Here is a 20,973-nt window from a genome sequence, read left to right as displayed (position 1 = left end):
CTAACACGTTTTTTCGCCAGCGCAATACAATACTAAAGCTATTAAAAATAGGGGAAATTGGCGGTTTGTAAAGTCTATTGACAATGTGGGAAACAGGGGCAGATTTTGCGATTCAGGTACATATTAGTGTTAAAAACAAAAAACGGCAGGAGTTGCATCCTGCCGCTTGTACATTGTTAAGCTCAGTATTAGCTAAACTGGTTCATGGTGTTGTCCTTACCAGAGGCTTTTAAGGCATTCTCACCGGCAAAGTATTCTTTGTGATCATCACCCATATCAGAACCCGCCATGTTTTGGTGTTTAACACAGGCAATACCCTGGCGGATTTCCTTGCGCTGTACACCCGCTACATAACCTAGCATGCCTTGCTCACCGAAGTATTCTTTTGCCAGGTTATCGGTAGACAACGCAGCAGTGTGGTAAGTTGGCAGTGTGATCAAGTGGTGGAATATACCTGCATCTCTTGCCGCATCAGCCTGGAAGGTACGAATGCGGTTATCTGCTTCCGTAGCCAATTCAGTATCGTCGTATTCGGCATTCATCAGATCAGCACGGATATAAGCCGATACATCTTTACCTTCTTCTGACCAGGCATCAAATACCTGCTGACGGAAGTTTAAGGTCCAGTTGAAGGAAGGCGAGTTGTTGTATACCAACTTGGCGTTAGGGATCACTTCTCTGACGCGATTTACCATACCGCCGATTTGGCCAACGTGCGGTTTTTCGGTTTCTATCCACAGTAAGTCTGCGCCGGCATTTAATGCACCGATACAGTCGAATACACAGCGATCTTCACCTGTACCCTTGCGGAATTGGTATAAGCCAGAAGGTAAACGCTTAGGGCGAACCAGTTTACCGTCTTTGTTAAATACCACGTCACCTTGATTCATTTCTTCAACCGCGATCTCTTCAACATCCAGGAAGGAGTTGTAAATATCGCCCGCATCACCGGGCTCTTTAACTACGGCGATTTCTTTGGTCAGTCCGGCACCTAATGAGTCGGTACGCGCCACGATAACGCCATTGTCTACACCTAATTCAAGGAAGGCGTAGCGCAGTGCGCGCAGTTTGGCGTGGAAATCTGCATGGGGAACAGTAACCTTACCGTCCTGGTGACCACATTGTTTTTCGTCTGCTACCTGGTTTTCTATCTGCAGACAGCAAGCACCCGCTTCAATCATTTTCTTAGCCAGCAAATAAGTCGCTTCTTCGTTACCAAAACCGGCGTCAATATCTGCAATGATGGGCACAACGTGAGTTTGGTGATTATCGATTTTATCCTGAATCTCAGCTTGTTTTGCCTCATCTCCAGCTTCTCTCGCCGCGTCCAATTCGCGGAATAAGCCACCTAGCTCTCGAGCATCTGCTTGACGCAGGAAGGTGTAAAGTTCTTCAATCAGTGCTGGTACAGACGTTTTCTCGTGCATTGATTGGTCTGGCAGTGGGCCGAAGTCAGAGCGCAAAGCAGCAACCATCCATCCCGAAAGGTAAAGGTAGCGACGCTCAGTGCTGCCACCGAAGTGCTTCTTAATAGAGATCATTTTTTGCTGACCGATAAAACCATGCCAGCAACCCAGTGATTGAGTGTACTTGGAGCTGTCAGCATCGTAGGCATCCATATCTGCACGCATAATGTCTGCAGTGTACTTAGCGATGTCCAGGCCGGTTTTAAATTTGTTTTGAGCGCGCATTCTAGCCACTGACTCGGCATCAATGGCATTCCATGATTGTCCTCGAGCTGCAATCACTGCTTGAACCAATTCGATATCGTTGTTGTAGACAGACATATTTACTTCCTCGTTTTACTCACAGCGTATGCTGGTAGGGGTACTTGTTGTTTGTTGTTGATCCTGTGAAACCGATGGTGAAAACTTTCAATCGATTTTCGAATCTCTTGATGTCTACTTTATGTGACTATTTTAAATTCATCTAATAGATAAAGTGCATTTAGAGTATTAGTTTTGTGAATGTGTGAATCAGCATAAATGTGAGGTTTTTGATTTGTTGTTAAATTTCAGGCCTTAAAAATACGGTGTTAACTCTCGTGAAGGGTGAAAATTGGTATATTCACATTGTGAATGTTCGATATTTTTAATTTCTTTTGAGTGAATGTTTTCACTTTCAAAAAACTAAAAGCACCGACAAGGCGGTGCTTTTGGAGTTCATACCAATAACTATTAGCAGGTATTAGCGTCGAGTTGCTTTCATTTCCAGGCGCTTGCGATGTAGCACTGGTTCGGTATAACCACTGGGTTGTCGTTTTCCTTCAAATATCAGCTCCGCTGCTGCCTGATAGGCGATGGCGCTGTCTGGCTCAGGTGTCATGGCTATGTATTCAGGATCAGCGGCGTTTTGCTGATCTACCAGTTTGGCCATTTTCTCCATACTGGCGCGAACTTGTGCTTCGCTGACAATGCCGTGCTCCAACCAATTGGCAATGTGCTGACTGGAGATACGCAATGTTGCTCTGTCTTCCATCAGACCAACATCATTGATATCTGGCACTTTGGAGCAGCCAACTCCTTGGTGAACCCAGCGAACCACATAGCCCAAAATACCTTGAACATTGTTATCCAGTTCGTCTGTGATCTCCTCCGGTGACAGGTTGGCAACCTCTGGTTTTACCGGAATGGTGAGAATGTCGTCCAGTCCGTCAAAGGTTTCTTCGCTTAACGCCTGTTGCATCGAACTCACCGAGATTTGATGATAGTGCAAGGCGTGCAGCGTGGCTGCTGTAGGCGAGGGCACCCAAGCGGTATTGGCTCCGGATTTCACATGGCCGGTTTTGGCGCTCATCATCTTGGCCATATTATCTGGCTCTGGCCACATGCCTTTACCAATTTGCGCTTTGCCTGCCAGGCCGCAAGAAAGCCCTGCTGCAACATTGGATTTTTCATAGGCCTGAATCCAGGGCATGGTTTTCAGTTCAGCTTTGCGGGCGAATGGACCGCATTGCATGGAGGTATGGATTTCATCGCCAGTGCGGTCTAAAAACCCGGTGTTGATAAAGGCTACCCGTGATTTCGCGGCGGCAATACAAGCTTTAAGGTTTACACTGGTGCGACGTTCTTCATCCATAATGCCGATTTTAATGGTATCGGGTGTTAATCCTAGCATCGACTCTACTTTACCAAACAGGTCATTGCTAAAGGCAACTTCTTCTGGTCCATGCATCTTGGGTTTTACAATGTAAATACTGCCGTTTTTGCTATTGCGGTATTTTCCGGATTGTTGCACGTCTTGTTTGGCGATCAGGCAGGTCACAACGGCGTCCATTAAGCCTTCAAACGCTTCCTCATCTCCGAGGTAGATAGCGTTGTTGGTCATCAGGTGACCCACATTTCGCACAAACATTAAACTTCTACCGGGTAGTGTTAGATTGTCCCCGCTTTTACTGGTGTAATCTCTGTCTTTATTAAGGGAGCGCACCAGCACTTTGTCGCCTTTGCGCATTTCCAGGCTCAAGTCACCGCGGATCAGTCCTGCCCAGTTTTGATAAACAAGGGTTTTATCTTCACCATCTACCGCAGCCACGGAATCCTCACAGTCCATGATGGTGGTTAAGGCCGCTTCCAAAATAACGTCTTTAACGTTTGCAGGATCGCCTTCGCCCACAATATGGCTGGTATCAATGGCTATTTCTGCGTGTAAGCCGTTGTTTTGCAGTAAGATGCAGGTTGGGGCTTGTGCGTCTCCTTGATAACCACAAAATTGCTCTGTATCTCTGAGTCTTTGAGTAGAGTCGTCCTGCATTCGCATCACGAGTTCGCCTTCCGGGACCAGATAACCTGTCACATCTTTATGGCTACCCGCTTGCAATGGAAATGTCTCGTCTAACCAGTTCTTAACCCAATCTACAACCTGCTTACCACGAGCAGGATCGTAAGCAAGAGATTTATCTGCTTCTCCTGGCAACACATCAGTGCCATATAATGCATCGTACAAACTACCCCAGCGGGCATTGGCCGCATTAAGCGCATAGCGAGCATTGTTAATGGGCACAACCAGTTGCGGACCGGCCATAGTAGCAATTTCGGGGTCAACGTTTTGTGTGCTGACTTGAAAGTCTTCGGGCGGATTTACCAGATAACCAATCTCTTGCAGAAATTGTTTGTAAGTTGCAAAGTTCATTTCCGGATGTTGATTGTGCCAGCTATCAATTTGCAATTGCAGTGCATCACGCTTTTCCAATAAGGCTTGGTTAATCGGCTGCAATTCGCTTAGCAGTGCCTCAAAGTCTTGCCAGAACTGGCTTTGATCAAGCTTTACCGCAGGCAGTGCTTCTTTGTTAATAAAATCCCAGAGGGCAGGATGAATGCTTAACTTGCCTGAAGTGATGTAATTGGCTTTGGAATTACCCTGGCTATTGGTCATGGTACAACTTCCTCTTTCTGTAGGGTGCGCTCGAAACACATGGGGTGCTTGAGCTTTTTTAACTATTTTCCCTCAGTTTACGCCTGCTAATCACTGTAATAAAAATTTATGCATTCTATGGTTGCTATAATCCTTGTGAATGTTACAGCGTTTCAGCGACTTGGGTGATCAGACGACGCAACCAGATATGACCCGCATCGTGTTGCAATAAAGGACTCCACGCCATTTTTAATGCAATTGGCGGAATATCAAAGGGTGGGTCGATGATTTTAACGGCACTGTCATCGCCGTAAAGTTTGGCTACGCGACTAGGTAAGGTGGCGATAAGGTTGTATTTTTTTGCGAGTTGCAAGGCTACGTGATAGTGACGAGTAAAGACACTGATATCTCGCACACAGCCTTGTTTTTGCAGCTCGGCATCTACCCAGCCCAATTTTTGAATTTCTTTTGGATCGATACCTACGCCCACACCAAAACCGGTTTTGCTCACCCAAATGTGTTTTGATTTAAGGTATTGGTCTTTGCCGAAACTGGCAATGAAAGGATGATTGGCATTTACGACACAAGAAAAACTATCGTACCACACCACTTTTTGATGAAATGACAGTGGTAACTCCTCGAAGCGGTTGATGGCCATATCAACCTTGCCCTGTTCAACATCATGGTAAGTTACATCGCTGGGGGTTATGACATCTAATGAAATATGAGGCGCCTGCTCTTGCAGGTGTTCAAGCAATACCATTAGTAACGTGGATTCAGCATAATCACTAGCCATAATGCGGAAGGTTCTGTCGCTGGTGAGCGGTTCAAATTCTGTCTCAGGTTGGATAGTGGCTTCCAGTTTACTGAGCACATCTCGGATGACAGGCTGTAACTGCAGTGCTCGCTCGGTAGGGGTCATTCCCTCACTGGTACGCACTAATATCGGGTCGTTAAATAAATCCCGTAATCGCCGCAATCCATTACTCATGGCGGGTTGAGTAATACTGAGTTTATTGGCCGCCTTGGTGACGCTGCCTTCACGCAGTAAAACATCCAGATAAACTAACAAATTCAGATCAATTTTAGCGATATTCATATTAAAAATAGCTTTTATGTAGGGTATAACTGTTTTGAATTGTATTCGCTGTTTTCTGACTTGTCAGTAGCTAACTCGAAAAAATTTTGGCGCTAGAGTGTGCTGATTGATGACAGCCCGCTTTTTTAAAGCAAGTCATTCAGGGCAATACCGATACCGAAGCGTGTTTGTTTGTGATTGTAATCAATCAGGCTCTCACCGTAGCCGTGAAATCCGGTGGCGTAACCCTGCAATTTGCCCCACAGGGGGAAGGTCAATCCCAGCTCAATGGCGCCGTTGTGGGTGGAAAAGTTGTTGCGCCCCATAACCATCAACTCCATATCCTGCCATTCGTATAACATACCTAGTTCAAAATGACCCATATAGTCGTCGATATCAGGATTGTCGTCGCCTTTGGGATCCAGCTGCGATTCTTTGGCTTTCTCTGAGATTCTGGCCCATGGGCGGAAGGATAAGGCGAAATTGTCTTTTTCGAACAAAAACTGCCCATAGACTCGGTTCCAGCTGCGGGAAAGTGCTTGATTACGCCCATTTGACTGGTGTTCTGCCCCCAGCATAAAACCGGTATTTCCGCCAAATGGATGCCAGTTCAGCGGCGCCATGTAAAACATCTCTGGTTGATAGTTAGTTTCGCGGAAGGGCTTAGAAATGTTGTCGGCGTAGACTTGCCACCACGCTTGTACGGTAAAGCCAAAATAAAGGGCATCGCCCTCTATAAACAAGTCATCTTTTAGCACGGGCACTTTAAAGCTTAACTGATACTTTGTCTCAATCTCCGCCAGGTTTTCCTGATAACCCTCAATGTCTTGATATGGTTCTTTGTGAATGGCGTTAGTGGTATAGGCGGGTAGGATATAGTTAATGCGATGCGGGGTGATGACATAAGGCTCAAACTGGGTTTGCGCTTCCTGTTTGATGCGCTCACTGATAAGACCCGGCTTAACTAGCTGTTGTGTTTTAGGACCGGAAACCGCGATGCCGACAGCTTTGTTCTTGGCTGGCTGCGGTTTGTTTTCGGTTGCAGCATGACATTTTGCTCGAACTTGTTGCAGCGTCATTGTCGCATCGCCCTCTGCAAACAATGCCATCACACAGTCTTGTGTCTCCGAATCTTTAATGCTGGCATTCACTATCTTGGAGATGCCCAGTAATATCACACTAAGACAAACGCGATTCACCATCTGTTATTCCCTGTTGCAAGCTCAAATCAGGGGGGCATCATAGCATTTTTGTGGTTGAAGAAATATGACCAATGAGCTGCACCGCTTGTGAGTCAGATTGAGCCTCAATTATTTGCTTAATAGCGCGCGGACTGTTCCTGTTTGGGAAAACGGGCTTTATAAAAGCCATTGGCTTGCTCTACAAATAGGGCTTTTTGTTGCCGCCAATCTTCCATCACACGCTTGTTGTAGTTCAGGTAGAGTTTGCCTTCGTACAGAGTCCAGGCTTCACCATCAACGCTTGCCAGACGGTCATCAGACATTGCCCAAGCGCAATAACCACCGTACTCTGGTAAGTACTTTTCTGGGGTGGCTTTAAATAGATCAAGGTTTTGTTGGGAAGCAAAGCGCCATTTGGCCCCCTTATACTCATACGTAAATTGCTTTTTGCCTTCAATGGCTTTGCTCTCAGTCCAATACGCCACGGTATCGTAGCCGTCTATGGCTTCACTGCCAAACAATGAGCTTTGTACCGGGTCGGCGGCCAGAGCTGAAAAGCTACACAAACAAAAAATAATCGGGACCAGGTGTTTTATCATGGTGCTACCTGCAATCTATAAAGCTTGCAGTACATAACCGGGCCAAGGCACAATTTATTTCAAGGCTGACCGGGAATACCCCTTTTAATACAGTTCGGGATTGTCCTTCTGAAATCCAATTATCAAGGATTCAAACTCTCCAGATAAAAACATTTCGATGGCTTTTTGATTCATACGAGAAGCGTCAAAAGCAAATTCAGATTGTCTGGATAAAGCGATATAAACTTTTGTACCATCAATCACTTTATAGCTACTTTGTCTGACAGTTTCGCGATACTCAGGATGTCTGGCAAGGATGTTTTTACCATAGTAGTCAGTGCTTACTACAGCATCAACTTTCCCCTTTGCTACCATTTCAAAGGCTATGGGTAAGCTGTCTGTATAGGTACGGGTGAAGAATGTGCTGTCTGCTTCATCGAATTGCTCAAACTGTCTTGTTCCTTGCACTACAGCAATATTCAAGCCTGCTAAATCAGAAAAATGAGTAATGTCATCGACATTGTCATTGATAAAAAAGGCTTTCACCGTGTGATCATCATACAGGAACATGTGGTAATCCTGTTGGCGCTGCTCGGAGTCTAACAGGCCTGCCATCAAATCAACTTCGCCTTCTTTTAGCAACCGTAAACAGTGCTTGAAAGGGGTGTCAGCAGTAAATTCTAGTTTGTAACCTAGGTGTTGCATAAATTGGCGGGTTACCTCTACGTTTGCACCCGTGGCGGCGCCATTGGGTAATACTACTTGTAGCGGTGGATAGTGATCGATACACATGGTTAAGGTGGGCGTCGCATCTTTCGCTGCCAGGGGAAAACAAAATGCGGTGATGACAACAAAGGTTAAACAGAATTTTAGCACCGGAACCTCAAAGTGATAAAAAATAATCACAGCAAGCTTATCGCTAAAGTATTAAATTGTAAAAAAGTCGCTTCACATTTGCTGGATCTTCACATTAGATGTAAAGTTTTAAAATTATTAATCACAAAGCCCCAACCTGTTTCCGGGCTTTGCAAAGGGTGTTAAATGTCAGGTGTTTTAGCCTCGGTTGATCAACGCACGAAATTAGTGGGTGAAAACCGCCTAGAGTTGCTTTTGTTTCAACTTAACTCGCAACAAATATTTGCCATGAACGTGTTTAAGGTTCGTGAAGTTATCCCTGTTCCTCAAATGATACAAATGCCGGGCTCCCATCAGCATTTGTGTGGTGTTGCCAGTTTACGCGGTTTATCGGTGCCTATCGTTGATTTGCGTAGGGCGATAAAAATGCCACCGGCTCCGCTGGGTGAAAATCAAAATGTGATCATCACCGAATACAATCGCACAGTGCAGGGTTTTTTGATTGGTCCGGTGTTAAGTATTACCAACTTGTCGTGGGCGGAGATATTACCGCCGCCTAATAGCGCCGGAAAGAACAACTATCTGACCGCGTTTACCCAAATTGAATTAGAGGGTAAAAAACAAATCGTTGAAATCATCGACGTGGAAAAAGTGTTGGCAGAAATTGTGTCATACGACATCAAGGTATCTAAAGAAATCCTGGATGATGAAGTGAATACTCACCTCGTTGGCAAAAAAGTACTGATTGTGGATGATTCCAAAACAGCACGGCAGCAGATCCGTGAGTCCTTGCTACAGGTTGGTGTTGAAGTGATAGAGCGCCAGGATGGCTTACAGGCTTTGCGCTTACTCAAGCAGTGGGCTGATGAAGGTAAAAACATAAACGACGAAATCTTGATGATGTTCACTGATGCCGAAATGCCTGAGATGGATGGTTACATGCTGACGGCGGAAGTGAGAGCCGATGCCAGAATGAAGGACTTGTTTATCACCCTTAATACTTCTCTGAGTGGTAATTTTAATGAGGCCATGGTGGAAAAAGTGGGTTGTAACCGCTTTATCTCCAAGTTTCAGCCCGATATGCTGATCAAGTGTGCCCAGGAGAGAATGCGCGAAGTATTGGAAGGAAAGCGTTAAATGGCCACAGGACCGGGGCGCATGACTCCGATGCTCAATGTGCGTGATATTTTTAAAAGTCTGGACTTTTATCAACAAGCGTTGGGCTTTGAATTGGTGAGCCCTATGGAAGAGTTGATCCATTTTCGTTGGGGTATCATTGCGGCAGATGGTGCTGAATTTATGTTGTCTGAGTCTGACTGCGCACCGCAACAAGAATCACAAATCGACCCATTGGCCAACAATCGCTGGTCGGTAAATTTTTATTTTTACCCCGCCAATATCCAACAACTACACGAAGCACTTGTGGCTAACCAGTTTAAACCCACCGAGCTCAAAGTGACTGATTACGGGATGCAGGAATTCAGCCTTCAAGATCCCGACGGGCATCTGTTGAGTTTTGGGGCTGAAAGCAACGCTTAACTGCTCTTAAATATAACTGAATATAGGTCTTCTCTTCGGTCTTTGAGATTTTGTACCGTTCCTTCGCTATGCAGTATTTTTAGTTTCGTCATGTCCAAATCGGAAAACAGCAGCATTTCCGTGTTGGGTGTTGCTTCGTTAAGTAGTGCATCATGAGGGAACGGGAAGTCTGAAGGGGTCAGCACCGCCGATTGGGCATATTGCACATCCAGACTCTCCACCTGCGGCAGGTTGCCGACACTACCGGCTATCACTACATAACATTCATTCTCGATGGCTCTGGCCTGGGCACACAAGCGCACCCTGAGGTAGCTGTTTTTGGTATCAGTCCAAAAAGGCACAAATAAAATGTCCAGTCCCTGGCTCGCCAGCAACCGGCCTAATTCCGGAAACTCTACGTCATAACAAATCAAAATACCTACTCGGCCAGCGTCAGTTTCGAAGACTTTGAGTTCAGAGCCGCCTCTTAAAGCCCAGTCGTTGCGCTCGTGTGGCGTGATATGAATTTTGCGTTGCTCATCAATTTTGCCGCTGCGGTGGCATAAAAAAGAAGCATTGTAATACTCGCCATCTTCGCAAATGGGCATTGAGCCGGTAATGATATTGGCATTGTATTCCACTGCCATTTGCGACATGGCCTCTATTATTCGCGAAGTGTAGGTGGCCAGATAATGAATCGCTTCTATTTGTTGATTGACCTCTTTTTTCAGGCCCATCAAGGGCATGTTGAAGAATTCCGGAAATACAATGAAATCACTTTGATAATCCGAGACAGTATCCACAAAATATTCTACCTGGGATAGCAATTCTTCAAAAGATTCCACTTCCCGCATCTGCCATTGCACAGCGCCTACCCGCACAATGGGTTTGGGTGTGTTAAACACCGTACTCGCCGGTTCATAGAGAATGTTGTTCCACTCCAGGAGCGTGGCAAAACCACCGGATTTTTCATCTTCAGGGATGTACTTGCGAAGCAATCTGATAACGCGAAAATCATTGGATAACTGAAAGCTCAATATGGGATCATAGATGGCACGCTCGGCCACTTCCCTAATATATTCTTGCGGACTGTATTGTTCGGCATATTGGTGATAGTTGGGTATACGGCCGCCTGCCAGAATGCCTTTTAGATTATACTGACGGCATACTTCTTTGCGGGCGTCGTAGAGACGTCGACCCAGTCGTAAGCCTCGGTGACTTTTCGCGATTACCACGTCCAGGCCATAAATGGCATCGCCATTGTCATCGCCTTTAACGTTGTCATTGCTGTCGATAATGTCGTCATAGGTATGAGGATTAGAGAACTTTTGATAGTCCACTCGTAGTGAAAAGGCGAGTCCCACCAGAGTTTCACCTTCGAATACGCCTATCTGCCCCTCTGGAAAATGCTTTAATAAACGCTCCAAGGTATGTCTGGGCCAGGCACCGCCCAAATCCGGGTAAGCTTCGTCCATCACGGTTTTAACCTGTTGATAATCTGCGATGGTAAGTCCTTTTAATAAAATATGCTGATCTTCTGACATATTGGCCTTTGAAAAGTTGGAGTTAATATAAGCTTAGCTAAACATCGATTAATGTCATACGCTGTGATTAACCTGTTTCGATCACTTCCTCACTCATCTTGCTGTAACAGTACAAAACCCGCACCATGAAAGGTGATTTTGTCGTCGTTGTAATCGCAATTGTAACGTCGCAAAAGGGTATAATCGTCTGGCACTTTGAGCTCTTTAGTCTCATCACTTAACCAAAACCAGCAAGTTAAAGGTTGAGTGTCTTTGCAAAGACGCACAAAGCTCAACAGGTGGTCTTGCGCCTGAATATGCTTTATCTCGCCTTTTTGCAAAGCTTGCTGAGTTTTTCTGAATGCCAGAAAGTGACGGGTAAAATGTAAACTAGAGTTACTATCGCTTTCTTGTTGTTGAACGGCCAGTGGATAGTGGTTTTCAACCACGGGTAGCCAGGGACTGGCCTCACTAAAACCCGCATTAATCTTGTTTTGCTGCCAAGGCATGGGGGTACGGCACCCATCTCGGCCCTTAAACTCTGGCCAGAAAGTAATGCCCCAAGGGTCTTGCAATTGCTCAAACTCAAGCTCGGCCTCGGGTAAGCCCAACTCCTCTCCCTGATACAAACAAACGCTGCCACGCAGGCAAAACAACAAAGCCAATAAGGTTTCGATTAAGGCTTTTGGATTTTGGGACTCTTCTGCCCAGCGACTGGCTACACGGGTGATATCGTGATTACTGAAAGCCCAGGTAGGCCATCCGTCATTGAGCAATGATTCTTGCTGGGTCAAAACAGAGGCGAAATACTCGGCACCAAATTCTTTGTTGAGCAGCCTGAAGCTGTAGGCTGTATGCAGTTTGTCACTATCACCTGTGTAGTCTTGCATCATCTTTTCAGCGTGTTTGTCACCAATTTCACCCACCAACATTCGATTGTCGTATTGCGCCATCAGGTGGCGCATGCGTCTGGTAAAATCGATACTTTCAGGACGGTTTTTATCGTACAAATGACGCTGAAAATCGTAAGGGTTAAACAGCTTGCGTCGGTCTTGTTTTAGCCCTGGATTATTGCGTAGTTCTTTATCATGAAAATAGTAATTTACGGTATCCAGACGAAACCCATCTACCCCTAAATCCAGCCAGAATTGCATTTCATCCAGCATCTGTTGTTGCACTTCGGGGTTGTGAAAATTGAGATCGGGCTGGCTCACCAAAAAATTGTGCAAATAGTATTGCTGACGACGGCTATCCCACTGCCAGGATGAGCCACCAAACACACTTTGCCAGTTGTTTGGGGGCGTGCCATCGGAGCGCGGATCCTGCCATACATACCAATCCGCTTTGCTGTTGTGAGTATTTCCTCGACTTTCCTGAAACCAAGGATGCTGATCAGAGGTATGGCTGAGCACTTGATCAATGATGACCTTGATATCCAGTTGATGGGCCGATTTTAATAGCGCCTTGAAATCCTCAAGGCTGCCAAAGATGGGATCGACATCGCGGTAGTTACTAACATCGTAACCAAAGTCTTTCATTGGGGATGTGAAAAAGGGAGACAACCAGATGGCATCTACGTTGAGGGATTTAATGTAGTCTAATTTCGCGGTTATGCCTGGCAAATCGCCAATGCCATCGTTGTTGGCATCGTAAAAACTGCGGGGGTATATTTGATAAATCACCGCTCCGCGCCACCATTCGTCTGGTGTTTGCTGTGGAGTCGTTGCTTGCGTAAAGTCTCTTTTAAGCGGCTTCGAATCAGACATAGTTACTCTCTGCGCTGTGTACCGTTAAGGATATACTATGCCATATCCGTATTTGGATTTAATGCCGAAATTGTTATGCTGGCAGGGCATTTATCCTTCACCACAATGGACTGCCATGATATCCCCAAATCACCCCGTATCCGGTCAACGCAATATTGGTATTTTGCTGGCCGTATTAGGTACGGTACTTTTTTCCTTTAAGTCCATTGTGATTAAACTGGCTTATCAATACGCAATTGATGCCTATCAAGTTATCGCGTTGAGAATGCTATTTTCTGCCCCGGTTTATTTAATCATCTTGGGGATTTTATGCTGGCGTAAACCTATTCCGCTGCAAACACTGAATGCCAATAAGTGGACTATATTGGCATCAGGGGTATTGGGCTATTATCTGGCAAGCTTACTGGATTTAAAGGGACTGGAGCTGATCAGTGCCCAGTTAGAGCGCTTAATTTTATACACTTATCCGGGCTTTGTGATGCTATTCAGCTGGCTGGTTTGGCGCACCATACCGGGTAAAAACACCATTTTCGCCTTAGTCGCCACCTGGATGGGGATCTTCACGGTACTGGGCGTTGAGATTCAAAACAATATGTTGGATGTCTTGTGGGGAGGCACGTTGGTACTCATCAGTGCAGCAGCATTTGGCGGCTATTTAATTCTGAGTAAAAGCGGTATTGCCAAACTGGGCTCGCAGCAATTTACCTGCTTTGCCATGCTGGTGGCTTCTATCTGCGTAGGCGGACACTTAAGCTTGATAGGCGATGTGGCAATCTCAGGTTTACCCTGGCCAGTATACGGTCATGTCTTAATATTGGCGCTGGTGTGTACGGTGATCCCGTCGCTGTTGATTGCCGCCGCGATAAGCCGCATTGGTCCACAGCAAACCAGTATTCTCGGTGGCTTGGGGCCCATCATGACTGCGTTATCAGCAGTGTATTTATTGCAGGAGCCTTTCGGCCTGGCACATCTACTGGGAACTGGGTTGGTGATGATGGGGGTTTATCTGGTGGCTACTGAAAAGAAAGTGACTTGACCTGAAATCGCTTTTTCAGTGCTCCTTCGAATCCCGCTTCTTTTTGCCACTTTCGTCTTCTTCGTTAATCCGTTCTTGCTTTATCCTTTCCAGCTTTTTAATTTCTTGTGGCGGGATAGGAAACAGAGATATGAGGGGAAAAAACGCCAGGAACAAGTAGGCCCCCTTCGGCATTTTTTTGCTCCACAGCACGAGTTTAATAAATGCCACTACAAATATAAGAAAGATGAGTAGAGCAACTACTAATGCTAATATTTTTCCCGGTAATACATTAAAAAAATCCATTTAAATCATTCTTTTTAGAATCAACTTGTTAGTGAAGTAGATAGGTGAGTCTCCAATAAACTCAAGTTTTTTATTTAAAGATACCGAAGTGTTAGCTTTTCAATATCGAATAAAAACCTTGTGGCGTTTAATAGTGTGGATTTATTTCTGCATACTCAGCATTGCGATAGAATTTTGGCGTGTTTTTTGGTGATTATTTATGAAACTGATGTGGTGTAATTTGCCTGTCTGGGTTTTAAGCGGTAATTTTATTAACTCATAGATGCGTTTTTTACGCAGATTATTGGAGTTTATCATGAGTAACAAGCCGCCAAACGTCGGTCGTGGTGCCAGCCAATCAGGTGGTGTTATTAAGCCGACTCAGAATACCGGCCGGACAAATGCTGCGCTCAACAAAATTGGGGCGTCGGGTAGGCTTGCTTTGAATGCCGCATTAACACGTGGTCGTCAGGAAATTCACGAAAATAGCGCAACCAAGTTGAGAGATCAGCGTGTCGCTATTTACGATAAAATGAACATATACACTGCTGGTGGGCAAGCCGCTGATACGGTAAGAGGCAAAACCTCTTCTATGGCGGTGAAAGCCTGGAACTCCAAAGCGGGACAGGCATTGCAAAATGTAAACATGCTAGGAATAGGCGATAAGGCGCAAGCAAGGGCTGACAAAGCCATCGCCCAAAAAGCCGATCGCAAGAATGCGCGAGAGCAACATGGTGCATTGATGCCGATGCAATCTCGGATGGAAGGATTAAACAAAGGTGCAGTGACTGCAGAGCGCACAGGTGACACCATGGTCAACGTCAGAAAAGGCGCCACGGTGGCCAACCATATTGGTACTGGAGTGAGTTTAATAGCCCCCCAAGTAGGGATGGGAATAAAGGCTGGCGCGAAAGGTACAAAACTTTTAGCTGGAATTGCTGCTACTGGTGCTTATGAGAAAGCCAGAAGCTCCTATCAAGGAAATGTCAGAGATGATGCAACAGGGATGAATATGTTTGATAGTCATATCGCCCAGGAAAAAGCCAACCTAATGCAAAATACTCGTAACTCCACAGCGAAAAGTACGGCGGTGTCAGCCGTTGCTGGCGGCGCTATGATGGGCGTCGATATGGGCATCGAAAAAGGCATAGAAGCTGGAATGGGGGCACTCAACGCCACCAGAGAGGCGACTAACATAACTCAAAAAACCGTAGGAACGACGACTAGTGTTGCCGAATACTTTGGCAAAGATGCGCTTAAATCCAGAGTCACCAAATCGGATAAAGAAAAGATCAAAGATAACAAGGCGGAGCTGGTTAATTTGATGCAACATCAGCGCAGTTACGTCGCTCACAAAGAACGTCAAATGGGAATGAATAAAACTACGGGTGGTAATACGGGGCGTAAGAATTAGTCCCGAATCAGAAAGGGCTTGATGAAATCTTGCAGGGGCAAGGTCGAAGAGAGTATTCGACCTTGCAAACCTTTATATATTCAGTGCTAAAATTTTCTACTAATCCCCAGAACTCAAACAGCCTTCAGTTAGCTTTCTCTGTGGAAACAGGCTGTTCAGTGTCTTGTTAAGCGTTTTCCAATCATTATCCATTTTCAACGCTTGCTGCTCGGTGATAATCTTGCCATAGGTTTCTTCCCTTTGATGCTCGATATGCACGTAGTGAAAAATATTGGCGTCGATATTGGTGTTGTCTTTGTACTTTTCGTACAGGTCGACAATGTTTTTCTTGGAATCATCAACAAATACAAAGGCATCAAAGCTTCTGCCGGTTTTTTGTAAGATGTATTCCAGCATGTCGCCTTTGTTCATGCCGGAAGTCATCATAACTCCCTTCATATAGCTCAACTCTCGGCCTGCCTTTTCGCGGTAAACTGGGGCAGGTTGTCCTGCTGGTGCCAGCGCCGTAGCTTCAAGGTTGATACCTTTGTTGTAGAGTTCTCGTTCGGTAGCCGCTCTGTATTTTGGCGCACGCGAGGTCAAAGCAAACAGGGTATTGCCTCCGGTTTGCCACTGTTTAATGATGTCCACCACATTGCTCTCTGTGAGGGTCATGGGCACAAGTTCATAAAGTAATCCAATGGAATCTTCGAACAGGCAAGCCACTTTTTGCTCGTCCGTGGGCTTTATGTCCAGTTTTCCCCGTTGCCATTGATACCAAACGTCACCACCCAAATCTACAGAGCTGGTGAGAATGGTATTGTCGATATCCAATACGATTAAAACGTTGGATTCGCCATATTTGGCGTTTAATCGTTTAACTTCCGCCACAATAGGTTCGTAGGACAATACTTTTTCTTGCTTAATGGGCAAAGCTGGAGTCTCAGCAGTCGCTGAGCAACCCGCGATTGTGAAAAGTGCCGTGAGAATGAGGGCTTTATGTGACCATTTGTTCATATCTATCTTCTTGTTATCTCTATGAGCGAATTTTTAAGGTATCGGGTGATACTATCATTATGCGCTTATTTTTATCGACAGGTTTTTAAACGGGTCATCATGGAGAACAGCGTTGCTTATTTCTCAAGGCTTAACAATAGCCTTGTAAAAACAGGAATTCAAAGGCTAAACTGCAGTGAGTCTTGTCTCACTGAATCGTAATTCTTCAGCGCTTGAACAGGTTAAAACCACTACTCATTATCACTTTTTTGATGCTTCCATTTATTTTGGAGGCACAAGAGTGCTCAAAAATAGTCATATCTGGCAATCCCGATTACCCGCCAATCACCTGGAGTGAAAATCGCGCTTCGATGCCAATGCAAGGCATAGCTATAGAATTGGTAGAGATGGCCTTTAGCGAAATATCAATTCCAGTAGAAGTTGTCCATGTGGGTAACTGGAAACGCGCTCAGCACAGTGCCATGACAGGCAAAATTGATTTGCTCGCCGGGCCTTACCACACGCCTGAGCGCAATGTGTATCTGGAATATCTGGAGCCGGCATTCATGCAGGACCCTATCGCTATATTTTTTAAGAAAGGTCATGAAATAGATATTTCAGATTGGTCAGTATTGAGATCCTACACCGGAGCGCGACCTTTGGGGCATCGTTTCGGTGATGAGTTTGATGGTTTTGCGCAAGAGAATTTAAAGTTTTATAGCGCCTCAAGCATACAACAGTTGTTTGAAATGTTGGTCAATGAGCGTGTAGATTATGTGATTTATGGCCTAAACCCAGGACTTGCAGAAGCCGCCAAAGGCGGATTTTCAGGTGAGATTAGCTATTCGCCCAACTTCATCAGTTCAGAGCCAATGTATCTGCCTTTTGCCAGATCTTCGCCATGTCGCCAATATTCCGACTTCCTGAGCAAAAAAATTGCAACATTTATCGCAACGGGTGTTGTGGAAAAGCTGACTACAAAATATCTGAAAATGTTGGAAAAGCAGATTTTAGTAAGTGATTAGTCAGGGGTAGGCAATAGATATTCAGGAGCGTAAAAACACTCCTGAAATAAACAGGTAAATGACTTAAAACGAGAGCCTCACGCCTTATTTTCAGACTGCTGCGGATCGTTTAAGAAGGTTTCAATATCTTGCCCCGTTAATTTCTTCATTTGACTGAACAAAAACCAAAGCGCGATAAACAAAACAATCATGCTCGGGATAACAATAACCGGATAGCTCAATGCGGTCATCTTACCGAGTTCTTCATTGTAGGCTGAGGTTCCCGGCGGGCTCACCAGTAATACTTTGGCCAAAATATAATTCAAGGTAGCCGATAGAAAAAACGAAGCGGCGACTATCATGGAGCTTTGTGCCACTTTACGCTCAAACGCTTTGAGATTGTTTTTGGCATCTAAGGCGCTGTTTAACAGAGGGATATTGATTAACTGCTCATTGAGAATAAAGGTTTTCACAAGCGGGTATTGGGTACGATTACTAATGAGTACTGCCAGGCCGATAATGGCGGGTATTGCCGCCTCTTTGATGGCGATATATTTGGGATCTAATTCCATCAAGCTGAAGCCGCCTGTCAGAGACACACTGATGATGCCCAGTACTGAAAAGGGGTTAATTTTACCTGAGGATATCAGGTCTTTGATGCCGTACCCTATCGGGAAGGCAAGTGCTACCACAATGCCCATCGCGGGGCCAAGGTACTCAGGCTTGCTGAGATAGCTGAGCACTAAGGTAGGAATAATGATGTTAAACACCAGGTTGCCGAAGAAACCACCCTGTTGTGGCTGGGTCGATTTTGTCTCTATCCCACTGTCTGTTTTTGATGCGTCTTTTACTGGCTTATTGTCTGCTTGATTCATGTGATACTTAATATGTGATATTAACTCAATTATAACCCGTCTGGGCTCCTCGATGCAGCGGTTTCGTTTAACTTGTGGTTTTCTTCACAAATAAGCGGGCTGCCGCGATACCCACAAGAAATCCGAAAAGATGCGACTCCCATGAAATATAAGGGCGCATGGGTAATACGCCAAAAATTAAGCCTCCGTAGAAAAAGCCCACCAACAAGGATATGGCGATAAGCTTTATGCTGCGGCTGATAAAGCCAGCAAACAGTAAAAAGCCAAAATAACCATATACCATACCTGACGCGCCGAGATGGTAGGCGTTGCGACCCAGTAGCCAGACCAGTAGTCCTGTAAGCACAAGGATAAACGCGCTGGCTTGCCACCAGGTTTTGCGCCCGTATTGCATAAGCAATACGCTAAACAGGCAAATCGGGATGATATTCGAGGCATAATGCATCAAACTGCCGTGCAAGAAGGGACTAATAAAAATACCACCAAGCGCATCCAGTTCACGAGGCACCAGCGCCAGGTGATTAAGTTGTCGCCCTGTAACCAGGTTCAGCAATTCCAGCACTGTTAATAAGGCAAAAAGGCGTAGCGTAATATTAAGTTGTTGCTCGAGGCTGTAACGTGCGCTCAAGAGTTATCCTTAGATGATTCAACACCAGTTGTTATACTAAATTGTGTCATGAATAGATGACCAGAATTGTGAAAAAATGTCACAAAATAATATGCGGTAAATAGCGTGATAAGTCTTGGGTAATAGGTTGTTTGTCTTCACGAATGGAAACACCCGCCGGTTTGTCATCCACTAACCAGGAGCCGATTAAGGTATGATTGTCAGCGAATTGCGGCAGTGGATACCATGCCTGATAGATATAACCTTCTTCGCCATAAGGGCCATCAACCGCTTGGTGGACATTACCGTTTTCCATAATGGAGATGTTAGCGCCTTCGCGGGAAAACAAGGGCTTCTTCACTAATTTACTTACATCCGCTTTACCCAGGTCTTCTTCAAACCAGGCGGGTAGCAGGTTAGGATGATTGGGAAACATCTGCCACAGTAAAGGCAGCAATGCCTTGTTAGACAATACTGCCTTCCACATAGGTTCAATCCATTGGGTGGGTGACTCAATTATGGCATTGCCAAACTCTTCCTTCATCATAAACTCCCATGGATAGAGTTTAAATATCAGGGCAATGGCATTATCGTCAAGATCGGTAAAATAGCCGGTATCCGCCAAGCCAATATCTTCGATAAAGACAAATTTGTTGTTAATATCACTGGCTCTGGCGCAATCCTGTAAATATTGCACCGTGCCTCGGTCTTCATCGGTGTCTTTGCAACAAGCAAAATGAATGGTGTCTGTCTGATACCAGTTTTGAATCGTTTTTAACTGAGCAATTAGTTTTTCCTGCAGCGAGTTGAACTGGTCTGCGGCTTTACTGATTTTGCCCGTATTGACCATATCTTCCAGCCACAACCATTGCCAAAAGCCGGATTCATATAAGCTGGTAGGGGTGTCGGCGTTGTTTTCCAACAATTTCACGGGTTTATCTTTGTGGAAAACCAGGTCCAGACGGGAATACAGTGATGGTGTTTTGTCTCGCCAGGCGTCGGCGATACTTTGCCAATAGAGATTGGGTATTTTGAACTTTTCTAACCAATATTCATCTTTCACCACCTTGTCTACCGCTTGCAAACACATCTGGTGAAGTTCCTCTGTGGGGTCTTCAATCTGTTGTTCTATCTGTTGCAAGGTAAATTGATAGTAAGCACTTTCGTCCCAATAGGGTTGGCCATACATAGTATGAAATTTAAAGCCAAATTCATCGGCCTGCTGTCGCCAGCCTGGCCTTTCCTGGGTGGGGAGTCGGATCATAGTCTTTTGTGAGTGTGAGTATCTGCGAAAAGTATAGCGGGGCGTTAGCCGCCCCAACCTTTGCTACTGCTGCTTTTACCCCAGCTGGATTTAGCTCGTACCGAAGAGCCAAATCCGCCGCGATTGATAGTACGGTTAACCGCAGGGGGTTTGGTATAGGTCTTGGGCACCCGTATTTCTCGCTTGCGAAAATCGCCGTAATCGTAACCATTGGCAGTGATCCAGCGATAGCGATAAGGTGAATAACGGGAATACGAAGTATAAAGCGGCTGCGAGTAGCGACGCGGCTCCAACAAATCTCGAATAATGTAACCGGCCATTAGTGGCATAAACCAGCTATTGCCGGAATCGTTGCGATAAACAACGCATTGGTCTGAACCAAATTCATATTCACAATCTGAGCGGGAATTGTATTTGGGCGCGGTTTCCGCGGCTTCTTCAAGCGCCTTTTGATAGGCCATTTCACATTGCGCTGCGTAGTCGGGAAGCTGGTATTGGCAATCATTTAAGCTGGTAAACACCATTGCTTCCTGACGGTTGTCACTACACGCTGAAGCGATAAACACAGACGCAATCCCCAGTGATAAGGGCTTCAGTGTGTGTTGTTTGCGAAACTGACCGAGATTCAGAACGGACGAACGTTTATTGTTAGACTTAGGTTGTGAAGACATCAGAACCTCCT

General features: G+C 45.4%; 19 protein-coding genes. 5 read left to right on the top strand and 14 right to left on the bottom strand.

The window, feature by feature from the left end; all coding sequences use genetic code 11:
* Positions 1-188: 188 nt before the first annotated feature.
* The 6 genes from ACXAGP_RS19070 to ACXAGP_RS19045 all read right to left on the bottom strand — a co-directional run bounded on the left by ACXAGP_RS19070 (position 189) and on the right by ACXAGP_RS19045 (position 8,066).
* Positions 189-1,787 (bottom strand): isocitrate lyase, encoded by a 1,599-nt coding sequence (locus tag ACXAGP_RS19070; RefSeq protein ID WP_475263202.1) that lies wholly within the window; start codon positions 1,785-1,787, stop codon positions 189-191.
* Between the two features lie 400 nt (positions 1,788-2,187).
* The gene (locus ACXAGP_RS19065; protein ID WP_475263201.1) at positions 2,188-4,374 is read right to left on the bottom strand and encodes a malate synthase G; all 2,187 of its coding nucleotides are present in this window, start codon (positions 4,372-4,374) and stop codon (positions 2,188-2,190) included.
* A 142-nt stretch (positions 4,375-4,516) separates the two neighbouring features.
* The gene (locus tag ACXAGP_RS19060) at positions 4,517-5,452 is read right to left on the bottom strand and encodes a LysR family transcriptional regulator (protein WP_475263199.1); all 936 of its coding nucleotides are present in this window, start codon (positions 5,450-5,452) and stop codon (positions 4,517-4,519) included.
* Positions 5,453-5,577: 125 nt separating this feature from the next.
* Entirely contained in the window at positions 5,578-6,633 is a 1,056-nt protein-coding gene (locus ACXAGP_RS19055) for a phospholipase A (protein WP_475263197.1), read from the bottom strand.
* 116 nt (positions 6,634-6,749) lie between these two features.
* A complete protein-coding gene (locus ACXAGP_RS19050; protein ID WP_475263196.1) occupies positions 6,750-7,211 on the bottom strand; it encodes a YHS domain-containing (seleno)protein in 462 nt (153 codons plus the stop codon).
* Between the two features lie 84 nt (positions 7,212-7,295).
* Positions 7,296-8,066: a substrate-binding periplasmic protein gene (locus tag ACXAGP_RS19045; protein ID WP_475263195.1), complete on the bottom strand. Its 771-nt coding sequence runs from the start codon at positions 8,064-8,066 to the stop codon at positions 7,296-7,298.
* 165 nt (positions 8,067-8,231) lie between these two features.
* Between ACXAGP_RS19045 and ACXAGP_RS19040 the strand changes: the two genes are divergently transcribed.
* Positions 8,232-9,182 (top strand): chemotaxis protein CheV, encoded by a 951-nt coding sequence (locus ACXAGP_RS19040; RefSeq protein WP_475263193.1) that lies wholly within the window; start codon positions 8,232-8,234, stop codon positions 9,180-9,182.
* Positions 9,183-9,584 (top strand): VOC family protein, encoded by a 402-nt coding sequence (locus tag ACXAGP_RS19035; RefSeq protein ID WP_475263192.1) that lies wholly within the window; start codon positions 9,183-9,185, stop codon positions 9,582-9,584.
* Here the strand turns inward: ACXAGP_RS19035 and ACXAGP_RS19030 are convergent.
* Positions 9,581-11,107 (bottom strand): GNAT family N-acetyltransferase, encoded by a 1,527-nt coding sequence (locus tag ACXAGP_RS19030; RefSeq protein WP_475263191.1) that lies wholly within the window; start codon positions 11,105-11,107, stop codon positions 9,581-9,583. The genes ACXAGP_RS19035 and ACXAGP_RS19030 overlap by 4 nt on opposite strands.
* An 89-nt stretch (positions 11,108-11,196) precedes the next feature.
* Positions 11,197-12,852, bottom strand: a complete 1,656-nt coding sequence (locus ACXAGP_RS19025) for an alpha-amylase family glycosyl hydrolase (RefSeq protein ID WP_475263189.1) — start codon at positions 12,850-12,852, stop codon at positions 11,197-11,199.
* A gap of 37 nt (positions 12,853-12,889) precedes the next feature.
* Here ACXAGP_RS19025 and ACXAGP_RS19020 point away from each other — a divergent pair, with 37 nt between their 5' ends.
* Positions 12,890-13,888 (top strand): DMT family transporter, encoded by a 999-nt coding sequence (locus tag ACXAGP_RS19020; protein ID WP_475263188.1) that lies wholly within the window; start codon positions 12,890-12,892, stop codon positions 13,886-13,888.
* A gap of 15 nt (positions 13,889-13,903) precedes the next feature.
* Here ACXAGP_RS19020 and ACXAGP_RS19015 read toward each other — a convergent pair whose 3' ends face one another.
* Positions 13,904-14,173: a hypothetical protein gene (locus ACXAGP_RS19015; RefSeq protein ID WP_475263186.1), complete on the bottom strand. Its 270-nt coding sequence runs from the start codon at positions 14,171-14,173 to the stop codon at positions 13,904-13,906.
* A gap of 295 nt (positions 14,174-14,468) precedes the next feature.
* Between ACXAGP_RS19015 and ACXAGP_RS19010 the strand changes: the two genes are divergently transcribed.
* Positions 14,469-15,566: a hypothetical protein gene (locus tag ACXAGP_RS19010; protein ID WP_475263185.1), complete on the top strand. Its 1,098-nt coding sequence runs from the start codon at positions 14,469-14,471 to the stop codon at positions 15,564-15,566.
* Between the two features lie 99 nt (positions 15,567-15,665).
* On the opposite strand, the gene ACXAGP_RS19005 is transcribed toward ACXAGP_RS19010, so the two are convergent.
* Positions 15,666-16,562 carry a DUF2608 domain-containing protein gene (locus ACXAGP_RS19005; protein ID WP_475263184.1) on the bottom strand — a complete coding sequence of 299 codons (897 nt, stop codon included), beginning with the start codon at positions 16,560-16,562 and terminating at the stop codon, positions 15,666-15,668.
* 212 nt (positions 16,563-16,774) lie between these two features.
* On the opposite strand from ACXAGP_RS19005, the gene ACXAGP_RS19000 reads away from it, so the two are divergent.
* Positions 16,775-17,566, top strand: a complete 792-nt coding sequence (locus ACXAGP_RS19000; RefSeq protein WP_475263183.1) for a substrate-binding periplasmic protein — start codon at positions 16,775-16,777, stop codon at positions 17,564-17,566.
* 77 nt (positions 17,567-17,643) lie between these two features.
* Here the strand turns inward: ACXAGP_RS19000 and ACXAGP_RS18995 are convergent, their stop codons facing one another.
* The 4 genes from ACXAGP_RS18995 to ACXAGP_RS18980 form a co-directional block, all read right to left on the bottom strand.
* Positions 17,644-18,420 carry a VC0807 family protein gene (locus ACXAGP_RS18995; RefSeq protein WP_475263182.1) on the bottom strand — a complete coding sequence of 259 codons (777 nt, stop codon included), beginning with the start codon at positions 18,418-18,420 and terminating at the stop codon, positions 17,644-17,646.
* A gap of 67 nt (positions 18,421-18,487) precedes the next feature.
* A complete protein-coding gene (locus tag ACXAGP_RS18990; RefSeq protein WP_475263181.1) occupies positions 18,488-19,048 on the bottom strand; it encodes a rhomboid family intramembrane serine protease in 561 nt (186 codons plus the stop codon).
* Positions 19,049-19,127: 79 nt separating this feature from the next.
* Entirely contained in the window at positions 19,128-20,291 is a 1,164-nt protein-coding gene (locus tag ACXAGP_RS18985; RefSeq protein ID WP_475263179.1) for a glutathionylspermidine synthase family protein, read from the bottom strand.
* Between the two features lie 44 nt (positions 20,292-20,335).
* On the bottom strand, positions 20,336-20,962 hold the full coding sequence (locus ACXAGP_RS18980) for a DUF1190 domain-containing protein (RefSeq protein WP_475263177.1): 627 nt from the start codon (positions 20,960-20,962) through the stop codon (positions 20,336-20,338).
* Positions 20,963-20,973: the final 11 nt, after the last annotated feature.

Source organism: Planctobacterium sp. AWM4_229 (genome assembly GCF_056160305.1).
Note: the sequence above shows the minus strand (reverse complement) of the source record. Positions and strands in the feature narration are given on the sequence as shown.